19 protein-coding genes are annotated in these 23,021 nt (G+C 73.4%); 11 read left to right on the forward strand and 8 right to left on the reverse strand.

The window, feature by feature from the left end; all coding sequences use genetic code 11:
- Nucleotides 1-167 precede the first annotated feature (167 nt).
- On the reverse strand, nt 168-1,295 hold the full coding sequence (locus tag ACWDBE_RS30750; protein ID WP_449809621.1) for an IS701 family transposase: 1,128 nt from the start codon (nt 1,293-1,295) through the stop codon (nt 168-170).
- Between the two features lie 299 nt (nt 1,296-1,594).
- Between ACWDBE_RS30750 and ACWDBE_RS30755 the strand changes: the two genes are divergently transcribed.
- The 4 genes from ACWDBE_RS30755 (at nt 1,595) to ACWDBE_RS30770 (ending at nt 6,715) form a co-directional block, all read left to right on the forward strand.
- Nucleotides 1,595-3,070, forward strand: a complete 1,476-nt coding sequence (locus tag ACWDBE_RS30755) for an amidase (RefSeq protein WP_449791242.1) — start codon at nt 1,595-1,597, stop codon at nt 3,068-3,070.
- Nucleotides 3,071-3,206: 136 nt separating this feature from the next.
- Nucleotides 3,207-4,721 carry an MFS transporter gene (locus tag ACWDBE_RS30760; protein WP_449791241.1) on the forward strand — a complete coding sequence of 505 codons (1,515 nt, stop codon included), beginning with the start codon at nt 3,207-3,209 and terminating at the stop codon, nt 4,719-4,721.
- A gap of 50 nt (nt 4,722-4,771) precedes the next feature.
- Nucleotides 4,772-5,437, forward strand: a complete 666-nt coding sequence (locus ACWDBE_RS30765; RefSeq protein ID WP_449791240.1) for an HAD family hydrolase — start codon at nt 4,772-4,774, stop codon at nt 5,435-5,437.
- A gap of 75 nt (nt 5,438-5,512) precedes the next feature.
- Nucleotides 5,513-6,715 (forward strand): glycosyltransferase, encoded by a 1,203-nt coding sequence (locus ACWDBE_RS30770; RefSeq protein ID WP_449809622.1) that lies wholly within the window; start codon nt 5,513-5,515, stop codon nt 6,713-6,715.
- A gap of 101 nt (nt 6,716-6,816) precedes the next feature.
- Here ACWDBE_RS30770 and ACWDBE_RS30775 read toward each other — a convergent pair whose 3' ends face one another.
- Both ACWDBE_RS30775 and ACWDBE_RS30780 read right to left on the reverse strand, forming a co-directional pair.
- Nucleotides 6,817-8,295: a purine-cytosine permease family protein gene (locus ACWDBE_RS30775; RefSeq protein ID WP_449809623.1), complete on the reverse strand. Its 1,479-nt coding sequence runs from the start codon at nt 8,293-8,295 to the stop codon at nt 6,817-6,819.
- 209 nt (nt 8,296-8,504) lie between these two features.
- Nucleotides 8,505-10,028 carry a S8 family serine peptidase gene (locus ACWDBE_RS30780; protein WP_449809624.1) on the reverse strand — a complete coding sequence of 508 codons (1,524 nt, stop codon included), beginning with the start codon at nt 10,026-10,028 and terminating at the stop codon, nt 8,505-8,507.
- Between the two features lie 453 nt (nt 10,029-10,481).
- Between ACWDBE_RS30780 and ACWDBE_RS30785 the strand changes: the two genes are divergently transcribed.
- A complete protein-coding gene (locus ACWDBE_RS30785; protein WP_449791236.1) occupies nt 10,482-10,802 on the forward strand; it encodes a hypothetical protein in 321 nt (106 codons plus the stop codon).
- A gap of 202 nt (nt 10,803-11,004) precedes the next feature.
- On the opposite strand, the gene ACWDBE_RS30790 is transcribed toward ACWDBE_RS30785, so the two are convergent.
- The 3 genes from ACWDBE_RS30790 to ACWDBE_RS30800 form a co-directional block, all read right to left on the reverse strand.
- Nucleotides 11,005-11,502 (reverse strand): phosphoribosyltransferase, encoded by a 498-nt coding sequence (locus ACWDBE_RS30790; protein WP_449809625.1) that lies wholly within the window; start codon nt 11,500-11,502, stop codon nt 11,005-11,007.
- 129 nt (nt 11,503-11,631) lie between these two features.
- Nucleotides 11,632-12,327, reverse strand: coding sequence for an alpha/beta fold hydrolase (locus ACWDBE_RS30795; protein WP_449809626.1), 696 nt, complete (start codon nt 12,325-12,327; stop codon nt 11,632-11,634).
- Between the two features lie 245 nt (nt 12,328-12,572).
- The gene (locus ACWDBE_RS30800) at nt 12,573-13,337 is read right to left on the reverse strand and encodes a sporulation protein (RefSeq protein WP_449809627.1); all 765 of its coding nucleotides are present in this window, start codon (nt 13,335-13,337) and stop codon (nt 12,573-12,575) included.
- 351 nt (nt 13,338-13,688) lie between these two features.
- Between ACWDBE_RS30800 and ACWDBE_RS30805 the strand changes: the two genes are divergently transcribed.
- From ACWDBE_RS30805 to ACWDBE_RS30820, 4 genes are all read left to right on the forward strand, one after another.
- A complete protein-coding gene (locus ACWDBE_RS30805; RefSeq protein WP_449809628.1) occupies nt 13,689-14,024 on the forward strand; it encodes a helix-turn-helix domain-containing protein in 336 nt (111 codons plus the stop codon).
- A gap of 7 nt (nt 14,025-14,031) precedes the next feature.
- Nucleotides 14,032-16,206 carry a hypothetical protein gene (locus ACWDBE_RS30810; protein ID WP_449809629.1) on the forward strand — a complete coding sequence of 725 codons (2,175 nt, stop codon included), beginning with the start codon at nt 14,032-14,034 and terminating at the stop codon, nt 16,204-16,206.
- A complete protein-coding gene (locus ACWDBE_RS30815) occupies nt 16,203-16,910 on the forward strand; it encodes a helix-turn-helix domain containing protein (RefSeq protein WP_449791230.1) in 708 nt (235 codons plus the stop codon). The genes ACWDBE_RS30810 and ACWDBE_RS30815 overlap by 4 nt, the downstream gene beginning before the upstream one ends.
- 72 nt (nt 16,911-16,982) lie before the next feature.
- Nucleotides 16,983-19,352: a Helicase associated domain protein gene (locus ACWDBE_RS30820; RefSeq protein ID WP_449791229.1), complete on the forward strand. Its 2,370-nt coding sequence runs from the start codon at nt 16,983-16,985 to the stop codon at nt 19,350-19,352.
- A 210-nt stretch (nt 19,353-19,562) separates the two neighbouring features.
- Here ACWDBE_RS30820 and ACWDBE_RS30825 read toward each other — a convergent pair whose 3' ends face one another.
- Nucleotides 19,563-19,943 (reverse strand): hypothetical protein, encoded by a 381-nt coding sequence (locus tag ACWDBE_RS30825; protein ID WP_449791228.1) that lies wholly within the window; start codon nt 19,941-19,943, stop codon nt 19,563-19,565.
- A gap of 253 nt (nt 19,944-20,196) precedes the next feature.
- On the opposite strand from ACWDBE_RS30825, the gene ACWDBE_RS30830 reads away from it, so the two are divergent.
- Together ACWDBE_RS30830 and ACWDBE_RS30835 are read left to right on the forward strand one after the other, a co-directional pair.
- On the forward strand, nt 20,197-20,787 hold the full coding sequence (locus ACWDBE_RS30830; RefSeq protein ID WP_449809630.1) for a TetR/AcrR family transcriptional regulator: 591 nt from the start codon (nt 20,197-20,199) through the stop codon (nt 20,785-20,787).
- A 26-nt stretch (nt 20,788-20,813) separates the two neighbouring features.
- Entirely contained in the window at nt 20,814-21,179 is a 366-nt protein-coding gene (locus ACWDBE_RS30835) for a VOC family protein (protein ID WP_449791226.1), read from the forward strand.
- Between the two features lie 166 nt (nt 21,180-21,345).
- Here the strand turns inward: ACWDBE_RS30835 and ACWDBE_RS30840 are convergent, their stop codons facing one another.
- Complete coding sequence (locus ACWDBE_RS30840; RefSeq protein WP_449791225.1) at nt 21,346-22,974, reverse strand: thiopeptide-type bacteriocin biosynthesis protein; 1,629 nt, start codon at nt 22,972-22,974, stop codon at nt 21,346-21,348.
- Nucleotides 22,975-23,021: the final 47 nt, after the last annotated feature.

Raw genomic sequence — 23,021 nt, forward strand, 5'->3', positions numbered from 1 at the left:
CGGGGGAATTCGCCGGGGCTCCGCGGCGTCCGAGCGGAATTGCGCTCCCGGCATCGGATGTGTTCTGCTGACGGAAAACGAGGGCGGGCCCGCGATTTCTTGCGTGCGCACATCGCCCTCGGCCGAAACGATTAGAACACCACCTGAGTCGGAGCGGCAAGCAGGTGCTAAAAGGAGCGGTACTTGCGCTTCCGGTCGGCCCTTTCGGGCTGGTGGGCCGTCACCGCCTCCAGGTGCAGGACCGCCGCCGTCATCGCCAGCGTGGTGTGCCGGTACCAGGCCACCCAGGTGCGCACCTGGTGGCTGCTCAACCCGGCCCGGGTGTCGGCCTCGTGGACCGCCCGGGCGGCCGCCGCGCCCGCCGCCGCCATCGCCCGTGCGGCGGGGACGTCCGGCGCCGTGGTCGGCGCGTGCAGCAGGAAGCGCGAGGTGTGCCCGGACGGCAGTCGGCGGGCCAGCAGGGTCAGCCGGAAACCCGGTGCCGGATGGCCGTACACCGGGCCCAGGGTGCGGCCCAGCAGTTGCCAGGCCTCCTCCCTGCCCGGCTCCGAGCGCACCGCCGAGGCGTCCGACTCGCTCTGCGGATACCGGAGTTGGGGAAGCTCGACGCAGAACGGCAGCCGCCGCCGGCACAGCCACTGGCGCAGCTGCGGATCGGCGAAGTCCGGGCCGCCGAACACCCAGCCGATCGGCATCGCCGCCGCCAGGGCGCGTTCCAGCATCTCCTGGCCGAGGTCGGCCATGCTGCGCGGGTGCACCCGTTCCGGCGGCACGCCGGCCCGGGCGCAGCGCGCGGGGTCGGCGGTCCACTGCGAGGGCAGGTACAGCTCGCGGTCGATCACCGCGGCCCGGTTGCGCGACACGTAGCACAGCAGCGCCGCGGCCTGGATGTTGCGGTCCCGGTTGGCGGCCCGCGCCCCGGCCGGGGCGACCGCGACCGCGCCGGTGCCCGCCCGGGCCGTCTCGTGCCGGCTCAGCACCGCGCACGGGCCCGACGCCCCGAGCAGCGGCACCACGTGCGCGCGGATGCTGTCGCGCAGCCGGTCGGCGTCCCACACCGTGCGGGTGAGCAGCCGCTGGGTGCTCCAGGCGCTGTCGGCGCCGGACCGGGCGGCGATCTGCGCGGCGCTGCCCCGGCCGGGGGAGGCCAGCAGCGCGTGGACGTACGCCAGCGCCCGGTCCCGTGCCTCGGCCCGGGTGAAGTGCTCGCCCAGCAGCCGCAGCAGGTCCGGGTACGGGTACGGGGTGGCGGGGCCACCGGGGCGGGCGAGGGGGGAACGGGACACGACGGCCATACCGGATCTCCGATAGGTCTAGACCTGTCTATTCCGTGGCGAGACTAGCCGAGCATCGGGCGCGGGGTAAGTGGTTGATCGTGTACCCGACACCGGGGTACACGCGCGCGACGGCCCGCCGGCCCCACCGAACCCACCCGCCCCGCACCCCGCACCGCCGCCCCCGCACCCCGCACCGCCGACTCGCACCCCGCCCCGCACCCCGCCGCGGACGCCGTGCAACCCGGACGCCCGGCCCGGTGTTCCCCCTCACGCCCGGCTCCTGGAGCCCAACCGACGAACCCCGTGCGAGGCGTGAGATGACCGAAAGCACCGAACTGAGCGCCACCCGACTCGCCGAGGCGATCCGCCGACGGGAGATCTCCCCGGTCGAGGCGGTCCAGGCGGCACTGGAACGGATCGAGAAGACCAACCCCGCCGTCAACGCCTTCGTGACCGTCTGCGGCGAACGCGCCCTCGAACAGGCCGCCGCCGCCGAACGCGCCGTCACCTCCGGCGCCGAACTCGGCCCCCTGCACGGCGTCCCCATCGGCGTGAAGGACCTCGACCCCGTCGCCGGCGTCCGCATGGCCCGCGGCTCCCTGGTCTTCGCCGAGGACGTCCCGCAGGAGACCATCCTCTGCGTCGAACGCCTCGAACAGGCCGGCGCGATCGTCGTCGGCAAGACCAACACCCCCGAGTTCGGCTTCAAGGCCACCACCGACAGCGCCCTGTTCGGCCCCGCCTCCACACCCTTCAACCGCGCCATGAACGCCGGCGGCTCCTCCGGCGGCAGCGCCGCCGCCGTCGCCTCCGGCATGGTCCCGCTCGCCCAGGGCTCCGACGCCGGCGGCTCGCTGCGCGTACCCGCCGCCTTCTGCGGCGTCTTCACCCTGATGCCCACCTTCGGCCGGGTCGCCGTCCCCGCCAAGCCCAACGCCTTCCGCCGCTACAACCCGATGGTCTGCTACGCCACCCTCGCCCGCACCGTCGCCGACGCCGCCCTCGGCGTCGACCTGATGTCCGGCGAGCACCCGTACGACCCGTACTCCTACCCCGCCCCCGACAAGCTCGTCGACGCCCTCCACGGCGACCTCACCGGCCTCACCGTCGCCTACAGCCCCGACCTCGGCGGCTACCCCGTCGAACCCGAGGTCGAAGCCCTCGTCCGCGCCGCCCTGCCCGCCCTGCGCGACGCCGGCGCCACCGTCGAGGAGATCGACTTCACCCTGCCGCTGCCGCACGCCGACCTCACCGCCATGTGGCGACGCTACCTGTCCGTCGCCCACGCCGAATCCGCCGCCATCTCCCGCGACAACGGCCTCGACCTGCTCGGCACCTACGCCGGCTCCATCGACCAGGCCTACCTGGACTCCGTACGCGTCGGCGAATCCCTCAGCGCCGTCGACTTCCGCCTCGAAGACCTCGACCGCACCCGCGTCCTCTACGCCTTCGAGAACCTCTTCGACCGCTACGACCTGATCGTCAGCCCCGTCAACGCCGTCACCGGCATCCCCAACTCCGCCGGCCGCGACACCGTCGGCCCCGACACCGTCCAAGGGCAGCGCGTCGACCCGTTCGTCGGCTGGTCCCTCACCAGCCCGTTCAACCTGATCGCCAGCCCCGCCGCCTCCGTCCCCGTCGGCCGCGCCCGCAACGGCGTCCCCGTCGGCCTGCAACTCGCCGCCCGCCGCCGCAACGACGCCCTCGTCATCCGCGCCGCCGCCGCCCTGGAAGACCGCCTCCCCTGGGCCGCCACCTACCAGGACCTCGACCTGGACGCCACCACCGCCTGACCCGAGGCCACCACCCCCGCCACCACCGGCCGGACCGGACGCAACCCGACCGGCCCGGCCGGTGTTCCACCACCAGGACCACCCCCCGGCCGACGAACCGGCCCACCCGCCGGGGGAGCGACGAAGGGGAGACACCGTGCAAGCCACCACCCGGCAACCCGCCGGCCGGCGGACCGGACCCAGCGGCACCGCGCTGCTGGTCCTGCTGATCGGACAGTCGATGGCCAACATCGACCTGGCCATCGTCAACCTGGCCGTACCCGCCGTCAGCGCCGACCTCCACGTCAGCGGCTCCGCACTCACCCTGATGGTCACCGCCTACGCGCTGTGCTCCGCCGTCCTCCTCGCCCCCGCCGCCCGACTCGGCGAACGCCTCGGCGTACGCCGCGTCTACCTCTCCGGCCTCGCCCTGTTCACCCTCGCCTCCCTCGCCTGCGGACTCGCCACCAGCGCCCCCGTCCTCATCGCCGGCCGCTGCCTGCAAGGCGCCGCCTGCTCCCTGATGATCTCCCAGGTCCTCATGGGCATCCACCGCTGGTACACCGGCCCCGCCCGCGCCCGCGCCCTCGGCTGGAACGCCGTCACCCTCTCCGGCGGCGCCGCCCTCGGCCAGATCCTCGGCGGCACCATCGTCTCCGCCGACATCCTCGGCACCGGCTGGCGCGCCGTCTTCCTGCTCAACGTGCCCATCGGCGCCCTCATCCTGCTGCTCGGCGTCGTCCTGCTCCCACACGACCGACCCGCCACCACCCCCCGCCGCGGCGACAACGACATCCCCGGCACCCTGCTGCTCGCCGCCGCCTCCCTCACCGTCCTCATCCCGCTCAGCCTCACCCGACCCGCCTGGATCTGGCTCCTGCTGCCCGCCGCCCTCCCGCTCGCCGTCCGACTGGTCCGCACCGAACAGCGCGTCATCGCCCGCGGCGCCACCCCCGCGCTCGACCTGCGCCCCCTGTCCACCCCCACCGTCCGCTGGGCCCTCACCACCTCCTCCGGCTGCACCCTCACCTACATCTCCATGCTCTACCTGCTCTCCCTCCACCTCCAGGACCACCTGCACCTGCCCGCCTGGCAGGCCGGACTCGTCCCGCTCGGCTGGGTCCTCGCCTTCGGCCTCGCCGGTCCCGTCATCGGCCGCGCCCCACACCGCCTCACCCGGCGGCTGCCCTTCATCGGCTGCACCCTGCTCACCACCGCCTACGCCCTCGCCCCCGTCGTCCCCGCCGGCGAGGGCACCGCCATCTGGCCGCTCACCGCCGTCCTGTGCATCGGCGGCTTCGGCCTCGGCCTCACCAACACCTCCGTGCTCAACCTGCTCACCACCGCCGTCCCGCCCCGCCACGCCGCGACACTCAGCGGCACCGTCAACACCCTCTCCACCGTCGTCGGCGTCACCGGCGTCGCCCTCTTCGGCGCCCTCTACCCCTGGCTCAGCCGCAGCACCTGGGCCGGACCCGCCACCGCCTACACCCTCGCCAGCGCCGGACTCGCCCTCATCACCGCGTTCTGCGGCTACGCCGCCCTGCGCGCCGTCGCCGCCGCACCCGACCCGGCCGACACACCCGACACACCGGACCCGCACGACGCAACCGACCCGGCCGCCCCGGTGTTCACCACCGGGGAACGCCCCGGCGCGCCCACCACCGGCTGAACCCCGCACACCACCGCACCACGAACACCCGACCCAGAGGACGACCCGCCATGACCGAACTCCACCACCTCCACGCCAAGGCCGCCCTGTTCGACCTCGACGGCACCCTGGTGGCCACCGAACACCGCAGCCGCGCCGCCTGGACCCGCCTGTTCACCACCCACCACGTGCCCTGCGACGACACCGTCCTCGCCACCTTCGTCGGCCGGCGCGGCAAGGAAGCCCTCGCCGACCACGTCCACCACTTCCCCGGCCACACCGTCGACCAACTCTTCGACGAGGCCTGCGGCTACCTCATGGGCCCCGACAGCCCGCCGCCCTTCGCCGTCCCCGGCGCCGCCGAACTCCTCGCCGACCTCCACACCCGCGGCGTCCCCCTCGCCGTCGTCACCTCCGGGCTGCGCGCCCACGCCACCGAGATGCTCGACCACGTCGGCGGCGCCGACCTCTTCCAGGTCATCGTCACCGCCGAGGACGTCAGCGCCGGCAAGCCCGACCCCCAGGGCTACCTCGCCGCCTGCCGCGCCCTCGGCGTCCACCCCGCCGACGGCCTCGCCTTCGAGGACGCTCCGGCCGGTGTCAGCGCCGCCAAGAGCGCCGGGCTGCGCTGCGTCGCCCTCACCACCACCCACGGCGCGGGCGACTTCACCCACGCCGACCTGGTCGTCCCCGACCTCACCCCGCTGCGCTGGACCCCCACCGCCGACGCCCACTGACCCCACACCGCCCGCCGCCCCGACCACGTCCACCACCACACCAGCCCGACACCGCCGGGGAGACACGACACCGCCATGCCCGCCGCCCGCCCCTTCGCCCCCGACGCCCTCGCAGCCGCGGCCACCAGCAGCCTGATCCTCGTCCACGACCCGCTCTCCCGCGCCGTCGCCCCCGACTACTGGGACTGGTCCGCCGACGCCCACCACGGCGCCGCGCACGCGCTCACCGCCATCGACGACGACCGCGTCCGCACCAGCACCGCCCGCCTCGCCGACGACCCCGCCGACGCCGCCGCCGCCGCCCACCTCACCGCCGCCCTCACCGACCTGCTGCGCCGCCCCGAGGGAGCGGATGCGGCACTCGACGCGCTGCGCGCCGCCGCGGCCCGCACCGAGTCGCTGTCCCGGCTGATCGTCCAGCCGGGCCCGCCCGCGGCGCCGGTCCCCGCGGCGGCCCCCGACACCGCCGAGCTGCTGGCCGCGCTCGCCCGCAAGCCGCACCGGGCCGCCCACCCCGTCGACGCGGCGGTGGTCATCCCCTTCCGCGCCCCCGACGACGCCACCGGCCGCGTCCGTAACCTGGCCGCCGTCCTCAACGCGCTCGCCGACCAGTCCCACCCGCGCGAGCGCTACCGCGTCGTGGTGGTCGAGAGCGACGAACGCCCGCGCTGGCGCGAGCTGTTCGCCGACGCCTGCGACACCTACCTGTTCGCGCCCGACCCCGGCCGGTTCAACAAGTCCTGGACCGTCAACGTCGGCGTGGTCCACGGCGCCAGGCCGACCGAGCTGCTCTGCGTCCTGGACGGCGACATCCTCGTCGACCGCGACTTCGTCGCCCGGGCCGTCGAGCGCTTCCAACGGCCCGGCACCCAGGCCCACTGGCCGTTCGAGGACATGCTCTTCCTCGACCCCGCCTCCAGCGCCCGGGCGGTGCGCACCCGATGCCTCGACGCGGCCCCCGACCCCGGCCCGGACCGGCTGCGCGGGGTCCACCTGCGCCGTCCGCCGGGCGGCTGCGTCTGGCTGCGCGAGGACCTCTTCACCCGCATCGGCGGCATGGACGAGCGCTTCTGCGGCTGGGGCGGCGAGGACCAGGACTTCGTGTGGCGCGCCGAACGCTACGGCCCGATGGACCGCCACCGCGACCCCGTGGTGCACCTCCACCACGACCGGGCCGCGCACCGCGGCGACGACGGCACCCCCTTCTACGAGGAGGTCGAACGCGCCGGCTTCTGCAGCTGGCCCTGCGACTCCGACTTCGGCCGCCTCGACCGCTGACCGCCCCGCCGTCCGTCCGCTGCCGGCGGGCCCGGGAACGAACCCGCCCCGCCGGCTCGATCGAGCCGGCGGGGCGGGGGAGTGCGGGTCGCGCGGTGCGGTCAGACGGTGACCCGGTCGGTCCGCTCCGCCGGGGCGTCGGCGCCCAGCCGGCCGGCGGCGGGGGTGTTCTCCCGGGGAGTGGGGAGCACGGCCATGATCACGCCGGAGATCACGATGGTCGCCGCCCAGGCGAGCCCGTACTTGCCGACGAAGGTGCCGGAGAGCGGGCCGGCGAACCAGTCGCACTTGGTGAAGGCGAGGCCGAACAGCAGCGCGACGACCCAGGACACCATCGCCTGCCAGCAGAAGCCGCCCTTGTACCAGTACCGGCTGCCGCTGGTGGTGTCCATCAGCGCGGCGGCGTCGTAGCGCACCGCACGCGAGCGGCGACGGAACATGTCCACCGCGTAGACGCCGATCCAGGCCGAGAAGGAGACGGCGAGCAGGATCAGGAAGGTGATGAAGGAGCCCAGGAAGCTCTTGGCGACCAGCATCAGCAGCAGGCCGCCGACCAGCGAGATCACGGCGTTGATGCTGACGGCCATGGCGCGCGGCAGCTTGACGCCCATGGTCTGGGCGGTGAAGCCGGCCGAGTACATGGACAGGCTGTTGATCAGCAGCATGCCCACGATCGCGGTCAGCAGGTAGGGCACGGCCAGCCAGGTCGGCAGCAGGTCGCCGAGGAAGGAGACCGGGTCGGCGGCGTCGGCCAGGCCGGGGGAGGCCACCGCCATCACGGCGCCCATCAGCACCATCGGCACCATCACCAGGCCGGCGCCGGAGACCGTCACGCCGGCGATCTTGCGGCCGGAGGCGGCGTGCGGCAGGTAGCGGGTGAAGTCCGGGCCGGTGGGCACCCAGCTGATGCCGCCGGCGGCGATGGTCCCGATGCCGGCGATCATCATCGCGGTGGTGCCCGCGGGCTTGGCGAAGACCTCGCTCCAGTGGATGGTCGCGACCAGGTAGCCCAGCACCAGGACGCTGAAGACGCCGAAGAGGTACGTCGACCAGGTGTTGCAGACGTTCAGCGCCTTGCGGCCCATGCCGGAGACCAGGAAGGTGCAGGCGACGAAGGCGAAGAGCGTGATGACGATCAGCGCGGTGTTGTTCTTGACGCCGAAGAGCAGGTCGAGGACGGTCAGCACCGCGTACGCGCCGGTGACGGCGTTGATCGTCTCCCAGCCGAACCGGGCGATCCACAGGATCGCGCCGGGGAACAGGTTCCCGCGCACCCCGAAGGTGGCCCGCGAGAGCGTCGCGCCCGGCGCCCCGCCCCACTTCCCGGAGACCGACAGCACGCCGACCATGCCGAAGGAGGCGAGCGCGGCGCACGCGGCGACGACCAGGACCTGCCAGAAGTTCAACCGGTTGAACACCACCAGGGCCGCACCCATGGTGAGCAGCAGGACGCTGATGTTCGCCGCGACCCAGGTCGGGAAGAGCTCGCGGACTCTGCCCCGGCGCTCGTGGTCCGGAACGGGTTCGATACCGCGGGTCTCTATCGCGCCGTCGACGTCGACGGTGGACAGGTTGTCCATGAGGGTGGCTCCGTGCGTGTGAAGCGGGAGAAGAAAACAGACAAATAGAACATTTATGGAACTCTTCGCGCGTAGCGCGGGAGTTCGGCCATCCTACGTTGTCCAGTTCCCCGACCCCGAAAGCCCCCAGCACACCACCGGATACGGTGCGTGACCGCGAGCGCTCGGCGTACCCGGCCGGGACACCCCGGCCGGGTACCCCCCTGCGCCTACTCGACCGCGCGCAGCGCGTCGACGACGCCGAAGCCGTAGAAGCCGTTGACGCGCCCGCCGCCCGCGCAGACGGCGTCCACGACGCCGTCGCCGTTCCAGTCGTACGGGTCGGCCGGGCACCCCGGGTTGGCGGCCTGGGCCTTGAGCAGCGTCTGCAACTGGGTCGGGGTCGCCTGCGGGTGGGCGGACTTCAGCAGCGCGGCCACCCCGGCGACGTGCGGCGTGGCCATGGACGTGCCCTGCTCGTAGCCGTACTGGTTGTTCGGCAGCGTCGACAGGATGCCGCCCGACCCCGACGGCGTGTCCGAGGCCACGTACTGGTCGCCGCCCGGCGCCGCGACGTCGATCACACCGAGGCCGTAGTTGGAGTAGTACGCCTTCGCGCCCTTGGCGCCGGTCGCGCTGACCGTGACGACGCCCGGCAGCTGTGCGGGCAGGTCCCAGCACCTGTGCGGGTCGACCGTCCGGTTCACGGGGGTGGAGTCATTGGGGCTGCCGGCGTCGGTGAAGCCCCCGGAGGCCAGGTCGTGCCTGGCGTTGCCGGCCCCGGCGACGTTGAGGGTGCCCTTGCGCTGCGCGTAGAGCTGGGCGCGGTCGACCGCGTCGACGACGGCCTTCTGGTCGGGGTCGTCCAGGCAGTTGTACTGCCACGGGTCCACGTAGTAGCTGTTGTTGGTGATCTGCACACCGTGGTCGGCGGCGAACACGAAGGCGCAGACGACGCTCTCGGCGTAGATCAGCTGGCGCCCGGTGGGCTGGGAGACCGTGATGCCGGAGACCTTCACGCCGGGTGCCACGCCCGCGACGCCGACGCCGTTGCGGGCCGCGGCGATCGTGCCCGCCACGTGCGTGCCGTGGAAGTACTCCGGGTCCGCCGGCCGCCAGGAGCCGTACGTGGTGTCGGCCCTGCCGCTGGCGCAGTTCGCGGACTGCGCGGGGGAGAAGTTCGCGGCGAGGTCGGGGTGGGTGTCGTCGACGCCGGTGTCGATCACCGCGACCGTGACGTCCCGGCTGCCGGGGTTGACCTTCGCGGCCCTGTCCGCGCCGATCGCCCGCAGGTCCCACTGCTCGGCCTCGAGGGGCTCGCCGCCGTCGGACGCCTTCGCGATCCTCGCGGCCTCGGCCTCGGAGAGGCGGCGCACCGCGCCCTCCTCGGTCGTGCCCACCACGCTCAGCGCCGCGGTCCTGGTGGCCCCCGCCGACTCCACTCCGCGCACCGCGCGCATCCGCTTGCCGAAGTCGGGCTCCGCCGAGTGGGCGACGATCACGCCGATCGCGTCGTACGTGACGACGATGCTGCCGCCGGCCGCGGTGACGGCCCGCCGCACCTGCGCGATCGTGTACCGGTCGGTCCCGGTGTTGACGACGTACGCCAGGGCGGGCGCGTCCCCGGCCCGCGCGGCGGAGGGTATTCGGGGCGTCGCCGAGGCCGACGCGGGGAGGAACCCGAGCGAGGCGGTCAGCGACAGCACGACCGGTACGGCCAGGCCGAGCCGGGGCAGGGAACGTCGTCGAGCCATGTGGTCTCCACATCATCCGGGGGCAGGGCCCAGCCTCGTCCACCGACGCCTGCCGCGACTATCCGAAAAGTCCCCCGCGCCGGCGCACCGAAACGGCTTGCCCTCCACCCGCCCGTCACCCGTCTCCTCGGACCTTCCGGCCCCGGAGGCCGTGGATTCGCCCTGGCCCACGGCGCAGCGCGATGTCCTGCGTGACACGATCGCCCTGGACGGCTACGCGCCTTGCGCCACCGAGGAGTTGGAGTGCCGCCGGGGTGAGTGCCGCGGGCGACGCCGCCGAGGGGCCCGAACACCACCGACCTCCCCGGAACGCCGTGGTTCGGCCTGGTCCGAATCACGTTGAGCCCGGACGGGGGCGCGGCGAACCTGATTGCGCGACGCACCCGGGAGCCATGTCTCGCGGAGAACCGACTTCCGAGGCTCCAGGGCGCGGACCGCGTCGAAAGGAACACCATGCGAGCAACGAAGTCCCGGATCCTCGCGGGCTCGGCCGCCCTCGTGCTGGCAGGTCTGGGCGGTGCCGTGCCGGCCCAGGCCGCTTCGGCGCCGCTGGCCGCCGGGGGTACGGCGCCGGCCTGCATCGACCGCAGCGGTGTCACGAACATGGCCGGCGGTGGGATCGCGGGCTATGTGTACAACAACTGCGGCAGGACGATGAACGTCAGGATCATCGTCAACTACTGGCGGGACACCTCGTGCCAGTCGATCCCGAACAGGCAGAGCCGGTACTTCCACACCGTCGGCGGGACCTACGACCGGACCGCGGTCTGCTGAGAAGCGGATGACGGCCGGCCCGAACAGCGGTTGGCACCGGCCGGGGCACGGCAACGTGCCCCGGCCACCCGACCGCCGCCCGGCAGGCCACCCGTCGCCGCCGCGCCCGAAGTCCCGTCGGCGACCGGCCCGTTCACATCACGGTGCCGCCCGGCCCGAGGGCGGCGGTCATGCCGCGTGCTCCCGCGCCCGCCGCCTCCGGTCAGGCGTCGAGCACCTGCCCGGCGCGCCTGACGACCGGTCCCTGCGTCGACCACGGGAACTCGATCCAGTCGTCGGTCCTCTTCCACACGTACTCGCACTTCACGAGGGAGTGCGACTTCTCGTAGATGACGGCGGACCGGACCTCGGCGACATGGTCGAGGCAGAAGTCGTGCACCAGCCTCAATGTCTTGCCGGTGTCGGCGACATCGTCGGTGATCAGGACCTTCTTGTCGGTGAAGTCGATCGCGGCGGGAACGGGCGCCAGCATGACGGGCATTTCGAGAGTCGTGCCCACGCCCGTGTAGAACTCGACGTTCACCAGGTGGATGTTCTTGCAGTCCAGCGCGTAGGCGAGACCGCCCGCCACGAACACCCCGCCGCGGGCGATGCTCAGGACGAGGTCGGGCTCGTAGCCGTCGTCGGCGATCGTCTGCGCGAGTTCGCGCACCGCCCGTCCGAAGGTCTCGTAATCCAAGGTCTCGCGCACATCAGTCACGGCGACCAGTGTCCTGGGCTGCCGCCCGGGCGGCGAGCACCGGCACGCCCAGGGCCGGAAGTGTGGCGTTTCCCACGCCGGCCGCCCCGTCGGTCAGGACCCTCGGCTCCCGGACCCCTCCGCCACCGGTCACCCCCCGGAGGCCGCGATCCGACCCAACAGGGCGGCGAGTCGCCGGGGCATCGAGAGGAACGGCGAGTGGCCGCTCGCCAGCCGATGGACGGTGCCGGCCCGGGTGGTGAGCTCGTGCTGCCGGGCCGGGGCGAGCGCCTGGTCGTGCTCGCAGACGACGTAGCTGGAGGGTACGGTGCGCCACCCCGCCGTGGTCACCGGCTCGGTGAGGGAACGGATGCTCTGCGGCCGCAGCCGGGCCACGGCCCGCTCCGCCTCGGCTTCGGGAACGTCGGCGAACAGAATGCGCCGCGCGTCCGGGTAGGGCGGGGCCTGGCCGCCGCCGTCGTCCGGCACGGGCGTGCCGAGAAAGGTGAACATGCTCTCGCCCACGTCCAGTTGGAACCCCGCCACGTACACCACCCGAACCACGTCGGCGGCATCCGCTACGGCCTCCGTCGCGGGCACCCCACCGTAGGAGTGGGCGACCACCACCACCGGTCCGCCGATGCGCCGCAGGCCGTCCCGGATGGCCTGCGCGTCATCCAGCATGCCGACCGGCCGGCCGGCCGGGGAGTTGGCACTGGGCAGGTCGACGGCGTGCGACCGCCAACCGTCGCCCTCGAGCGCCTCGCGCACCGGGTCCCAGCACCAAGCCCCGTGCCAGGCCCCGTGAACCAGCAGGAAAGCCGGCCGGTCGGCGTCAACTCCCATGTGCAGCACCTCCGTTGCCCATCGATCATGTCCAGCGCTCCCGACGATACCTCCGGGACCGCGCCGATCGCGGGAACGGGCTGCCGCACAGCCGCCTTGCCGACCGATGACCGACGACCAACGACCGACGACCGATGACCGATGACCCGGTCCAACCGGACACCGGGTCCCCGCCGAGCCCACGGCGGCCGCACTGTCGGTCGGATCAGCCGTGTCCGTGAAGGCACCGCAGGCGCGGCGTGCGGTCAGTGGCCCAGCACGCCGCGGATCCAGCCGTCCACGGTGCCCGTCAGGTCGTGCTGCCCGGCCGCATGGTCCAGCACGAACGTGCGCACCGAGTCGCCGCCACGGAACATGCCGCGCTTGTCGAACTCCAGCACCACCTCGACCCGGTGCGGGTCGGTGACGAAGGACAGCTCGATCTCGTTGCAACGCCGGGCGAACTGCGGTGCCGCCTTGTACTCGATCTCCTGGTAGAACGGCAGCGTCTGGCCCGTGCCGTGGATCCGGCCGGCTTCCAGATCGGCCCGCTGGAAGTGGAAACCGAGCGCCGCCAGCGCCTCCAGCACCCGTTGCTGCACCGGCAGCGGCTGCACCGCGAGCGGATCGGTGTCCCCGCGGTCCAGCTGGCCGGCGATGTCCACGTCGGTGCGGACCCCGAGCACCATGCCCGCCAGGGGGTGGCCCCCGATCGCGGTCAGCGGCGTCTCCCACGGCACGGGCAGGGCGAACGGGACGGCCCGCTGCTCCTCGGCGGCCAGCCGCAGCGGGCCGCAGACCTGCGCCCGGGCGAACTCCTTGACGGTGTGGCTCTCGCCGTCCTCGTGCTCGACCTCGACCCGGGCGGCCAGGCAGAGCGTGATGCCGTTGATGTCGGCGTCCCGGCTGCCGCCGACCAGGTTGACCTGGCCGTGCACGGTGCCGCCGGGATGGACGGCCGGGGTGGACAGCACTGTGTCGACGGTGGGTCCACCGACGCCCAGGGCACCGAGAAGCCGCTTGAACACCATCCGAGGACACTCCTCACAGAACCGGGGGACCGAGCGCACCGATCCTACTTTGCCTGCGCTTTGCCACCGACCGGCCGCATCCGAGAGCACCTCGGCCTCCGCGAAGACCGGGTCATCGGCAGCAGGCATGGCCTCATCCCGCTCCGCCGGCGGACTCCTGTCCGGCGAACCGGTCACCGGATGATGTCGCCCCGTCATGCCCACGGAATCCGAGGGCGTACGCGACGTGCAGGCGCCGCGGCCCCAGCGCGCCCGGCGAAGTCCATGAGGTCATTGTGTTACCAACATGCGGCGAAAAGTGATGCGTATCAAGAGGTGATCTATGCTGCCTGTCTCGTCAGGAGGTGTGTGATGTCCGAGATCTACGCGGCAGTGGACGCGCTGCTGGCCAAGGCCCGGGACGGCGGCGACCTGCCGGAACCGGCCGAGCGGGAACGGCTGCGCAAGGCCGCCGGCCTGACCCAGATCGAGGTCGCCGAGGCCTTGAAGACCCGGCGCGAGACGTTCGCCAAGTGGGAGAACGGCGCCGCTCAGCCACGGGCCCCCAAGCGCGGTGCCTACGCCTTCCTGCTCGCGGGCCTGGCCGACATCCACGGCACCCGGGGCCCGAACGGCTGGCTCACTCTCGCCCGACAGGCCCGCCCCCTCGACACCGGCACCAGCACCGACGCCACGGAAGGGAAGTGACACCCTGATGGACCGCAAGACGTACACCGCGAAGATCGCCGAGCTGCGCCCGCTGCGCGAGGAGATCGGCAAGGCCGAGAAGACGGTCGCGGCCGCGCAGGCCGCGCTCGACAAGCTCAACTTGCAGCGCGCCCGCCGGATCACCGAACTCGCGGGGTACGAGGGCGCGAAGGCCGATGCCATCGCGAAGGCCTCGGGCCTGTCGGTCGGCGACGTCGTGCGGATCGCCCCGCTGCTGGACCCGACCCCGGCCGCCGTCCGCGCCGCCAAGGCCGAGGACCAGGCCGCCGCCGCTGCGCCCGCGCCCGCGCCGGTGGCCGAGTCCGCGCCGGTGCCGGTCGCCGAGCCCAGCGTCGCCGTGGCTCCGGCGCTGACCCGCCCGGCCGTCGTCGTCGAGCAGGCCACCCCGGCCGCGCCCGTCGCCGCTGCGTCGGCCGTCCCGACAGCTCCGGTCGCTGCCGTGCCGCGTCCGGTGGTCGAGGCCGGTCCGCGCGAGCTGCCCACCCTTCCCGAGGGTCCGGCCGGCGCACGGTTCGAAGCGGTGACGACCGGCCTGCTCTCCAAGCGCCCGAACTTCGTCCAGCAGGCCCGCTCCACGGTGTTCCTGGACGCCGCGACCGGCGACCTCGCGGTGCGCGACCGCGTGGTCCGCCTCGACCTCGGCGCCCGCACCCCGGGCGAGATCCTGGACGCCGTCCTCGCCACCGCGCCCGGCACCGAGCGGATCTACATCACCGCCGGCGCCCCCTGGCACGACGGCGCCGAGCGGTACAGCACGCTCAAGGACGCCGTCGCCGCCTGGCTGAACACCCCGTCGCAGCGGTGGACGACCGCCGTCGGCTCCGGCCGGGACAAGCTGGCCGGACACTTCGTCCACCAGCGCCAGCCGGTCGGCCGCTACGCCCCCGCGAGCGCGCCGGACAGCGGGACGACCGAGATCCGGAGCATGGGGGAGTGGTTCGACCCGGACGGCGCCGACGTCGTCACCTGCCGCCAGGCGTTCGCGCTGCTGTGGCAGGCGCTGCGCCGCCACTGGGACGACGCCGTGTTGATGGGCTCCCCGTCGCAGACCGGCCGGGACCTGTGGTCGCGCACCATCCCCACCACCGGGAAGTGGGCGGGCGGCTACCCGGTCCTCAGCGAGGAACTCCGGGGCCTCCTGCACGCGACCGGCGGCCAGGGCCGCACCGAGCTGATCCTTCCCCCGCGCGTGCCGGAGCAGCTGCCCGCGCTGGTGGAGTACGACCGCACCTTCGCCTACGCCAAGCACCTGTGGAAGTCCCCGGTCGGCACCCCACGCCGCATCACCGCGGCCGCGTTCGCGGCGATGACCGGGCAGGAGCAGACCAAGGCCCTGATGTCCTGCTCGCACTGGAACGTACGCGTGACCGTCCCGGACGGGTGGAAGCACGTCGGCCTGCTCCCCGCCCCGGTCACCGGTGACCGCGCCTGGATCTACCCGTCCGAGCCCGGCGCGACGTTCACCACGTGGGCGGGCGGGGCCGAGATCCACCTCGCGCTGTCCAACCACATCGCGCCGTGGCGGATCGAGATCCTCGGCGGCCTGCTCTTCGAGGACGGAAAGCCCCTGGACGAGTGGGGCAAACGGCTGAAGGCGGCCTGGGCGGACCTGACCAACCTCTCGAAGCTGCACGCGGACGAGCGGCAGCGGCAGGCCGCCTACCTCGCCTCCCGCGCCGTCCGGTCGGTGCTGCTGTTCGGCCTGGGCGGCTTCGCCCAGCGCCCGCGCCTGGTCTCCGGCACCACCCCGGTCGGCGAGGCGCTCCCGGCCGGGGTCGAGATCCTCGGCCAGGACGACCAGGTGGTGACCTGGCAGCGGCAGGCCGGCTTCTCCCGCGACCCGTACGCGCACCCGGAGTGGGCGGCGTACGTCTGGTCGGGAGCGCGGGCGGCGCTGCTGGACATGAAGTACCGCCAGGGCAAGGACATCATCGCCCACGCCGGCGCCCTCCACGCGAAGCCCGGCACGGTCGTGTACTTCGGCACCGACGGCATCGCCCTGACCGAGCGCCAGCCCTGGCCCTACCGGGGCGAGCCCGGCGACTACCTCCTCAAGGGCCACCTCACCGGCCCCATCGAGCACCCGACCAGCCAGGAGCAGTACCTCTCGCTGCGCGGCCTCGGCCGCGCCGAACTCGCGCAGACGGGGGCTGACCAGTGAGCCCGGCCGACCCGGACAACCCCAACGAGGCCGCGAGGCTGACCCAGGAGCTGATCGACCACGGCTACACCAAGCGCCAGGTTGCCAAGATGCTCGGCCGCGACGCCTCCCTCGTCTCCCAGTTCTTCACCAAGGGCAAGGGCGCGGCGTTCGTGAACGCGCTGCGCCAGGTCGTGCGCGCGGTGCGCGGCGGCGAACGCGACACCGAGACACTCGGCGCCGTCGCCCAGGAGAACATGGAGCGGCGCCGCACCAAGACCGGACAGAAGGCCCGGGTGCGCGGTAAGGACGTCGTGGGCGAGGCGGGCGGCAGCATGGCCGGCCGCGCCGGGAAGCAGGCCATCAAGTCCGGCGCCTCCCACCTCGCGCCCGTGGTCCACGCCACCGGCCAGGCCGGCGGCCGCCTCGCCTTCACCGTCCGGATGAAAGCCGACCAGTACGTCTACAGCGCGGGCTCGGAGAAGGACTCCGGCGGCATCCGCCGCGGCTTCATCCCCCGCTCCGACGGCACCGAGGAACGCACCTACGGCTCCGCCTCCACCGGCGGGTTCGACGCCGCCGAATGGTCCCAGCGGGTCGCCGACCACCACGGCGACGTCACCGAGGCCATGAAGGAGTGGCTGGTGGAGACCGGCCGCGCGGTCGAGGACGCCGACATCGCCTACCTGGAAGTCCGCGGCTGGATCCCCGAGGACCAGCAGTAGGTCCGGCCGGCCCCTCCCACAGCCCCGCCCGCCCCGCCGAGCCGCCTCAGCATCCGAAGGAGAAGCACCGCCGTGGAGACCACCACCGCCACCGCCGAGCAGAACGTGCCGGCCGCTCCGCGCGCCCAGCCCGAGCCGCCGCTCCCGGCCCGGCCGCTCGGCACCGCCGTGAACCCGCTGCCGCTGCACTGGTTCCAGAAGGACGCGGTCGCGGCCGCGGTGCGCGAGGTGAAGGACGGCGGCCGCGCCACCGTCATCGCGGCGACCGGCTCCGGCAAGACCCTCATCGCGGCCGGCTGCGCCCGGCGCCTGGCCGCTCGGGGCCGGGTGCTGGTGCTGGTGCCGACGATCGAGCTGCTGGAGCAGACCGCCGAAGCCTGGTCCCTGCGCGGCGGGCGCCGGGGCCTGGCGGTGGCGGCCTGCTCGCGGGAGGAGGCGCTGGAGAGCGCGGAGGCCGGCGGCCGCGTCCACGCCCAGGTGACCACGCAGGCCGCCCGGATCGCCGACCTGGTCGCCGCCGAGAAGGCCGGCGAGCCGGTCACCGTGTACGCGACCTACGCCAGCCTGGAGCGCATCGTCCAGGCCCACCGCGACTTCGGCCTCCCAGCCTGGGACCTGGTCGTCATCGACGAGGCCCACCGCACCGCCGGGGCGGAGGGCAAGGCCTGGGCGGCCGTCCACGACGACGCCCAGGTCCCCGCCGCGCGCCGGCTGTACTTCACCGCCACGCCCAGGATCGCGGACGACCGGCGCGCGAAGGACGGCCTGGCCGACCTCGCCGACACCGACGGAGAGGGCGTGGAGAAGCTGCCCGCGCTCTGCTCCATGGACGACGAGACGATCTACGGCAGAACCGTCTTCACCTGGACCCTCGGCCAGGGCATCGAACACGGCTACCTCGCCGACTACCGCGTCCTTGTGCCCGTCGTCACCGACGAAGAGCTGCGCGAACTCCTCAACCTCCCGGCCGTCGCCGACCTCCGCTCCCAGCGCACCAACGAGGAACTCCTGCGCCTGGCCCTGCAGATCGCGGTGCTGCGCGCCGTCGCCGACCTCGGCCTGCGCCGCGTCATCACCTTCCACTCCCGGGTAACCGCGGCGCGGGAGTTCGCGAACACCCTGCTGGACGCTTCCCAGCTGCTGGAGGACAAGGACCGTCCGGAGCGGATCTGGGCGAAGGCGGTGGCCGGCACCGACCGGCTCAAGGACCGCCGCGCCGCGTTCGCCGAGTTCAAGGCCCACACCGGCGAGGACGGCGAGGAGTGCGGGATCCTCTGCAACGCTCGGCTCCTGTCGGAAGGAATCGACGTCCGAGCCGTGGACGCGGTGTGCTTCGCGGACCCGAAGTCCTCGGTCATCGACATCGTCCAGGCCGTCGGCCGGGCGCTGCGCCAGTCCTACCGCCAGGGCAAGGTGTCCTGGGTCGTCATCCCGGTGTACCTCCCGACGCCGGAGGTCGGCGACGACACGGCGGCCGCCGACCCGGCCGAGGTCCACGACGCCGGAGAGGCCGTGAAGGCCGAGGCCGACGCCGAGATCGAGGCCGGCTCCTTCCGCACCATCTGGCGCGTCCTGCGCGCCCTGGCGGCCCACGACGCCCGGGTGGTCGGCCGGATCACCGAGCTGCGCGCCCACCGGACCCAGCCGGCCCTGCTCGCCACCACGGCCTCGCCGGAAGAGGAGGGCGCGGCCGCCGAGGCCGGAGAGGCCAGCCAGGGGGAGCCGCCGGCGGTGGCGGAGTCGCCAGTGGGCTGGCTGCGGATCGATGCCCGCCGCCACGCGGCGCGGATCCTGCAGACGGTGAAGCTGCGGGCGTTCAACCCGCGCGCGGTCGAGTGGCAGCGCATGCACGCGGTCGCCGCCGTGTTCCACCTCCAGCACGGCCACCTCGACCCGACCGACAAGACGAAGCACGCCGAGCTGATCTCCTGGCTCACCCGCCAGCGCCACCTCCACGGCCAGGGCCTCCTCGACCCGGCCCGCGTCAACGAGCTGGACGCGCTCGGCATGATCTGGTCGAAGAACGCCAACGCCTGGGAACGCGGCTACGCCTACGCCGCCGCGTTCCACCACCAGCACGGCCACCTCGCGATCCCCACCACGGCGAAGCTGGACGACTACGCCGTGGGCGCGTGGATGCGCCGCCAGCGCAAGGCCGCGGGCCTCACCACGGCCCAGGTCGCCAAGCTCGACGCCCTCGACGAGCTGTGGCGCCTGGAACCGGACTGGAACCGCTCCTACCGCCGCCTACTCGCCTACCTCGCCGCCGGCGGCACCCTCACCGGCCCCGTCAACCGCACCGGCGGCGAAGCCGACCCGACGTTCCGGCCCGGCACCTGGCTGCGCAAGCAGGACAAGGCCCGCACCGACGGCAAGCTGACCGAGCAGCAGAGCGCACTCCTGGACGCGCTCACCCGGCACGCCGAGACCGTCACCGGCTGAACCGACCGCACCGGCACCACCCGCTTCCGATCCCGGAGGCCACCACGGGATGACCGACGCCAACGGGGAAGGTCACATGGCTCACTCCGCGACGAACCTGCCAAGCGCCGTTCAGGGGGCACCGCTACCTGCTGCCCGCGGGGACACCCACCGGACCGCGGCCCAGGCCGTCACGGACCTCGCCGAGGCTGTTCCCGAGGCACCGGCCGGTCAGCGGCCGCTATCTGACTGGCCGGGTTCCTGCGGGTCCACACCCGTGCGGGCCTTCTGTGAATAGCCGCCGGCCGGACGCCCGGACGGGCCCTTGGTCCCGTGGTCGCGCCGGTGCTCCGAGGGGCCCTGCTCCTCACCGCGCGGGCCTGCGCTCTGCACGGCCTGCCCGGGCACCCCCTGCTCCTCCTCCTTCGAGGGCTCGCGCCCCTCACCGGGCTCCGGAGCGTACTTCTCGGGATGGAAGGAGCGGTGCGCGCTGTCGTTGCGCTGCTGCTCCTGCGCGTCGATGTCGCCGGACCAGCCGTGCTGCTCGCCGTCGAAGCGACTGGCCTGGCCCTCGTCCATGGACGTGTGCCGGGCGGGTTTGCTGGAAGTCATCACCGGTCTCCTTCCACATGTGGTTGCTGTCGGTTGGGCGTCTGTCCGGCTTCCGGCGTCTGACACCCGGATCAGGCCGCCGCCGACGCGACCACGGCCGGCGCGAGCGGGATCGACCGGGGGCCGGGCGGCTACACCGGCATGAGGACACGCTGATTCACGCCGCGCTTCCCGAACCACTTGACCGGAGTGAGCGCTCACTCCGATACTTGCGTCCATGCCAACAACACCCAGTCGGCGAAGAGCACCGGCGATGTCCCCCGGCAGCCGCCGGGAAATGATCGTCCGGGCAGCGCTTCCCCTCGTGATCGAGCACGGCAGCGCGGTGACGACACGCCAGATCGCTCGGGCCGCAGGCATCGGGGAGGGCACCATCTTCCGTGTCTTCGCGGACAAGGACGAACTCCTGGAGACGTGCGTGTCCGAGGCGCTGAGCCCGGCCCACGCCCTGGCCGAACTCGCCCTGGTGTCCATGGACCAGCCGCTCGCCGACCGGCTGACCGAGGCCGCCTCCGCGCTGCACGCCCACCTGGACCGGGTCGGCGCGGTGGTCGGGGCCCTTCATGCGGCGGGCAGGCGGGGACGAAGCGACCCATCTGGAAGCGCAGAGGCCCCGCCTGATCGTGCGGCCGGTTCCCTGCCCGTACAAGAGGCGCTGGCCGAACTCTTCGAGCCCGAGCGGGAGTCGCTGCGGTTGTCTCCCGAGCAGGCAGCGTTGATCTTCCTGGGTCTCCTGTTCGTCGGGGTCGGCGGGCCGCCCGCAGGGGGCGAGCCGGCGGATCCGGCGCTGCGCGTGGGTGTGCGTGACCTCGTTGACGTCTTCCTGCACGGCGTTCTGTCCTAGCCAGTCGAGATCTCAAGAGGCGGAGCATGTCCATCACGCTGAACCACACCATCGTCCCAGCCGTCGACAATGAGGCGGCAGCGCGCTTCTTCGCCTCCATCATGGGACTGGACTACCGAGGCGCTGATCGGCATTTCGCGCCGGTGCAGATCAACGAGTCCCTGACGCTGGACTTCATGTCCGTCGAGAATCCGGTGGGCCACCACCTGGCCTTCGACGTGGATCCGTCGACCTTCGACGGGATCCTCGCCCGGCTCCGCGCTGCCGGGGTGCCCTACGGCAACGACCCCAGTGAGCCCGACAACGGCCGGATCGACCACCCGTTGTGTGCACGGGGCCTGTACTTCGCCGATGAGGCCGCGAACCTCTACGAGGTCATGTCGCCCAGGTAGCCGTCACCCGGCAACTGCGATCGCACATCGGCATGTGGTGCCAACTGTTCTCAGCCATCGGCGGCTTGTCGGCGGTCATGGCTGGCCTGGGCTCGGGGCCTGGTGGCGGCGTCGCCCCGGTGCGGCCCGGGCGGCGCCCGACGGCGACGCCGCGCCCGAGAGCGCGTCAGGCCGTCGCCGGGCGGCCCAGCGGCAGCAGGTACTGGATCGGCTCGTCCAGGTCGTCGAGGCCGAGGAGTTCGTGGGCGAGGTCGTCGTAGAGGCCGCCGAGGGGGGTGGTGCCGAGGCCGAAGGCGGCGGCGGTGAGGAGGAGGTTCTGGGCCAGGTGCCCGGTCTCGACGAGCCCGAGGCGCAGCGCACGCAGGCCGTAGCGGCGGCGCAGGTGGGCGAGGTCCAGGTGCAGGGCGAGGACGGCGGGGGCCTCGTCGACGGCGATGTGCTGCGGGTCCGAGTCGGGGAGGGTGAGGTAGTAGGACAGCGCTCGGAGCTGGTCCGGATCGGGCGCCGGGCCGATCGGGCGCAGGGAGCGCAGCGCCGGCACGCACTGGTAGGTGCCGGAGGGCAGGCCGTCGACGGCGAGGGCGACCAGCCGGACCCGGGCGGCGTGCATGGCGCCCGCGCTGGGGTAGGGGCGGTGGCCCGAGCCGCCGTCCGGCGCGTACGCGGACCAGAGCAGGCCGCCCAGTTGACCGGCGGTGAGCGGACCGGTCAGCCGGCCCCGCGTGGAGCGGCGCGTGCGCAGCGCGTCGGCGAGGGTGACGGCCGGCAGCGGGTCGGCGGACAGGGGCAGGTCGCCGGGCCACGGCCGCGGGGGCTCGGCGGGCGGCACGTCCGGCAGCGCGGTGTCCTCGGGGCGTCCGACCTGGAACTTGCTGTCCTCCAGGTACTGGAGGTCCGGGGCGCGCCGGTCGTCGGGGAAGAAGGTGAAGGGCCGGTCGGTCTCCAGGAGCGTTCGGCCGGCGAGCCGGCAGACGGCCCGCTCCTCGTCGGGCCCGATCCCCAGGCGGTTGAACAGCATGTGCAGCTGTGAGGCCCACACCCAGCGCAGCCGCTCCTCGGCCCCGTCCGGCGCGGTGGCTCGCATCCGGGCGTCGGCGTCGGCGACGGCGGCCGACCAGTCGGTGAGCCAGGACGTGGCCGTCCCGGCGTCGAGTGCCTTCCGCAGGGCCCCGGCCCGGTGCGCGAGGGCCTGCCGCTGCCGGGCGAACACCGCGTTCACCTTGCTGTGCACCGCGAGCCCGGGCAGCGGCCGGAAGTCCGTCACCCAGCGCCAGGAGGCGGAGTGGCGCCGCAGCCAGCGGGCGGCGGCCAACTCGTCGAGTCCCAGGGCGTGGGCGGTGGTGTGCGCCAGGTCCAGGGCGAGGGGCAGCCGGGCGCCGGGGGAGGCGTCGAGGGAGCGCAGGGCGTGGACGGCCGTGCGGGTGGAGCGGGTGAAGAGTTCCTCGGCGATCGGCAGCAGCGCGGGACCGCCGTAGCGTTCGGTCTCGGGTTCGTACGGGACGGCGGTGACCTCCCCGTGGCGGGCCGTCCACGGGCCGTCGGGCGGAGTGTGCAGGGACGCGAGCCGGGTGAGCTCGCCGGCCAGGGCGCCGGGGTGCGTGTGCGCCCCCCGGAAGCGCACGCGCAGGTGCGGCCCGCCCTCGCCGTAGCGGATGAAGAACCAGTCCTCGCCCGCGAGTTCGTCCATCAGCGGCGCGAGGTCCGCCGTGACGAAGGCGTCGGTCCCGTGTGCGGGCAGTGGCAGGGTGAGGTGCAGGCTGTGCCAGGGGGCGGCCGGTGGCTGTCGGGTCGTCATCGCGTCCTTCCCGGACGGCAGGGGGGAGTGGGGAGTGGGGCGGAACG

The organism is Kitasatospora sp. NPDC001132, from assembly GCF_053598415.1.

Excerpts from the sequence above, each read along its gene's own strand:
- ACWDBE_RS30765 (WP_449791240.1), top strand. The coding sequence starts at position 4,772 with ATGACCGAACTCCACCACCTCCACGCCAAGGCCGCCCTGTTCGACCTC.
- ACWDBE_RS30840 (WP_449791225.1), bottom strand. The coding sequence starts at position 22,974 with ATGACGACCCGACAGCCACCGGCCGCCCCCTGGCACAGCCTGCACCTC.
- ACWDBE_RS30755 (WP_449791242.1), top strand. The coding sequence starts at position 1,595 with ATGACCGAAAGCACCGAACTGAGCGCCACCCGACTCGCCGAGGCGATC.
- ACWDBE_RS30835 (WP_449791226.1), top strand. The coding sequence starts at position 20,814 with ATGTCCATCACGCTGAACCACACCATCGTCCCAGCCGTCGACAATGAG.
- ACWDBE_RS30780 (WP_449809624.1), bottom strand. The coding sequence starts at position 10,028 with ATGGCTCGACGACGTTCCCTGCCCCGGCTCGGCCTGGCCGTACCGGTC.
- ACWDBE_RS30825 (WP_449791228.1), bottom strand. The coding sequence starts at position 19,943 with ATGACTTCCAGCAAACCCGCCCGGCACACGTCCATGGACGAGGGCCAG.
- ACWDBE_RS30750 (WP_449809621.1), bottom strand. The coding sequence starts at position 1,295 with ATGGCCGTCGTGTCCCGTTCCCCCCTCGCCCGCCCCGGTGGCCCCGCC.
- ACWDBE_RS30805 (WP_449809628.1), top strand. The coding sequence starts at position 13,689 with ATGTCCGAGATCTACGCGGCAGTGGACGCGCTGCTGGCCAAGGCCCGG.
- ACWDBE_RS30770 (WP_449809622.1), top strand. The coding sequence starts at position 5,513 with ATGCCCGCCGCCCGCCCCTTCGCCCCCGACGCCCTCGCAGCCGCGGCC.
- ACWDBE_RS30775 (WP_449809623.1), bottom strand. The coding sequence starts at position 8,295 with ATGGACAACCTGTCCACCGTCGACGTCGACGGCGCGATAGAGACCCGC.
- ACWDBE_RS30830 (WP_449809630.1), top strand. The coding sequence starts at position 20,197 with ATGTCCCCCGGCAGCCGCCGGGAAATGATCGTCCGGGCAGCGCTTCCC.
- ACWDBE_RS30795 (WP_449809626.1), bottom strand. The coding sequence starts at position 12,327 with ATGGGAGTTGACGCCGACCGGCCGGCTTTCCTGCTGGTTCACGGGGCC.
- ACWDBE_RS30785 (WP_449791236.1), top strand. The coding sequence starts at position 10,482 with ATGCGAGCAACGAAGTCCCGGATCCTCGCGGGCTCGGCCGCCCTCGTG.
- ACWDBE_RS30800 (WP_449809627.1), bottom strand. The coding sequence starts at position 13,337 with ATGGTGTTCAAGCGGCTTCTCGGTGCCCTGGGCGTCGGTGGACCCACC.
- ACWDBE_RS30810 (WP_449809629.1), top strand. The coding sequence starts at position 14,032 with ATGGACCGCAAGACGTACACCGCGAAGATCGCCGAGCTGCGCCCGCTG.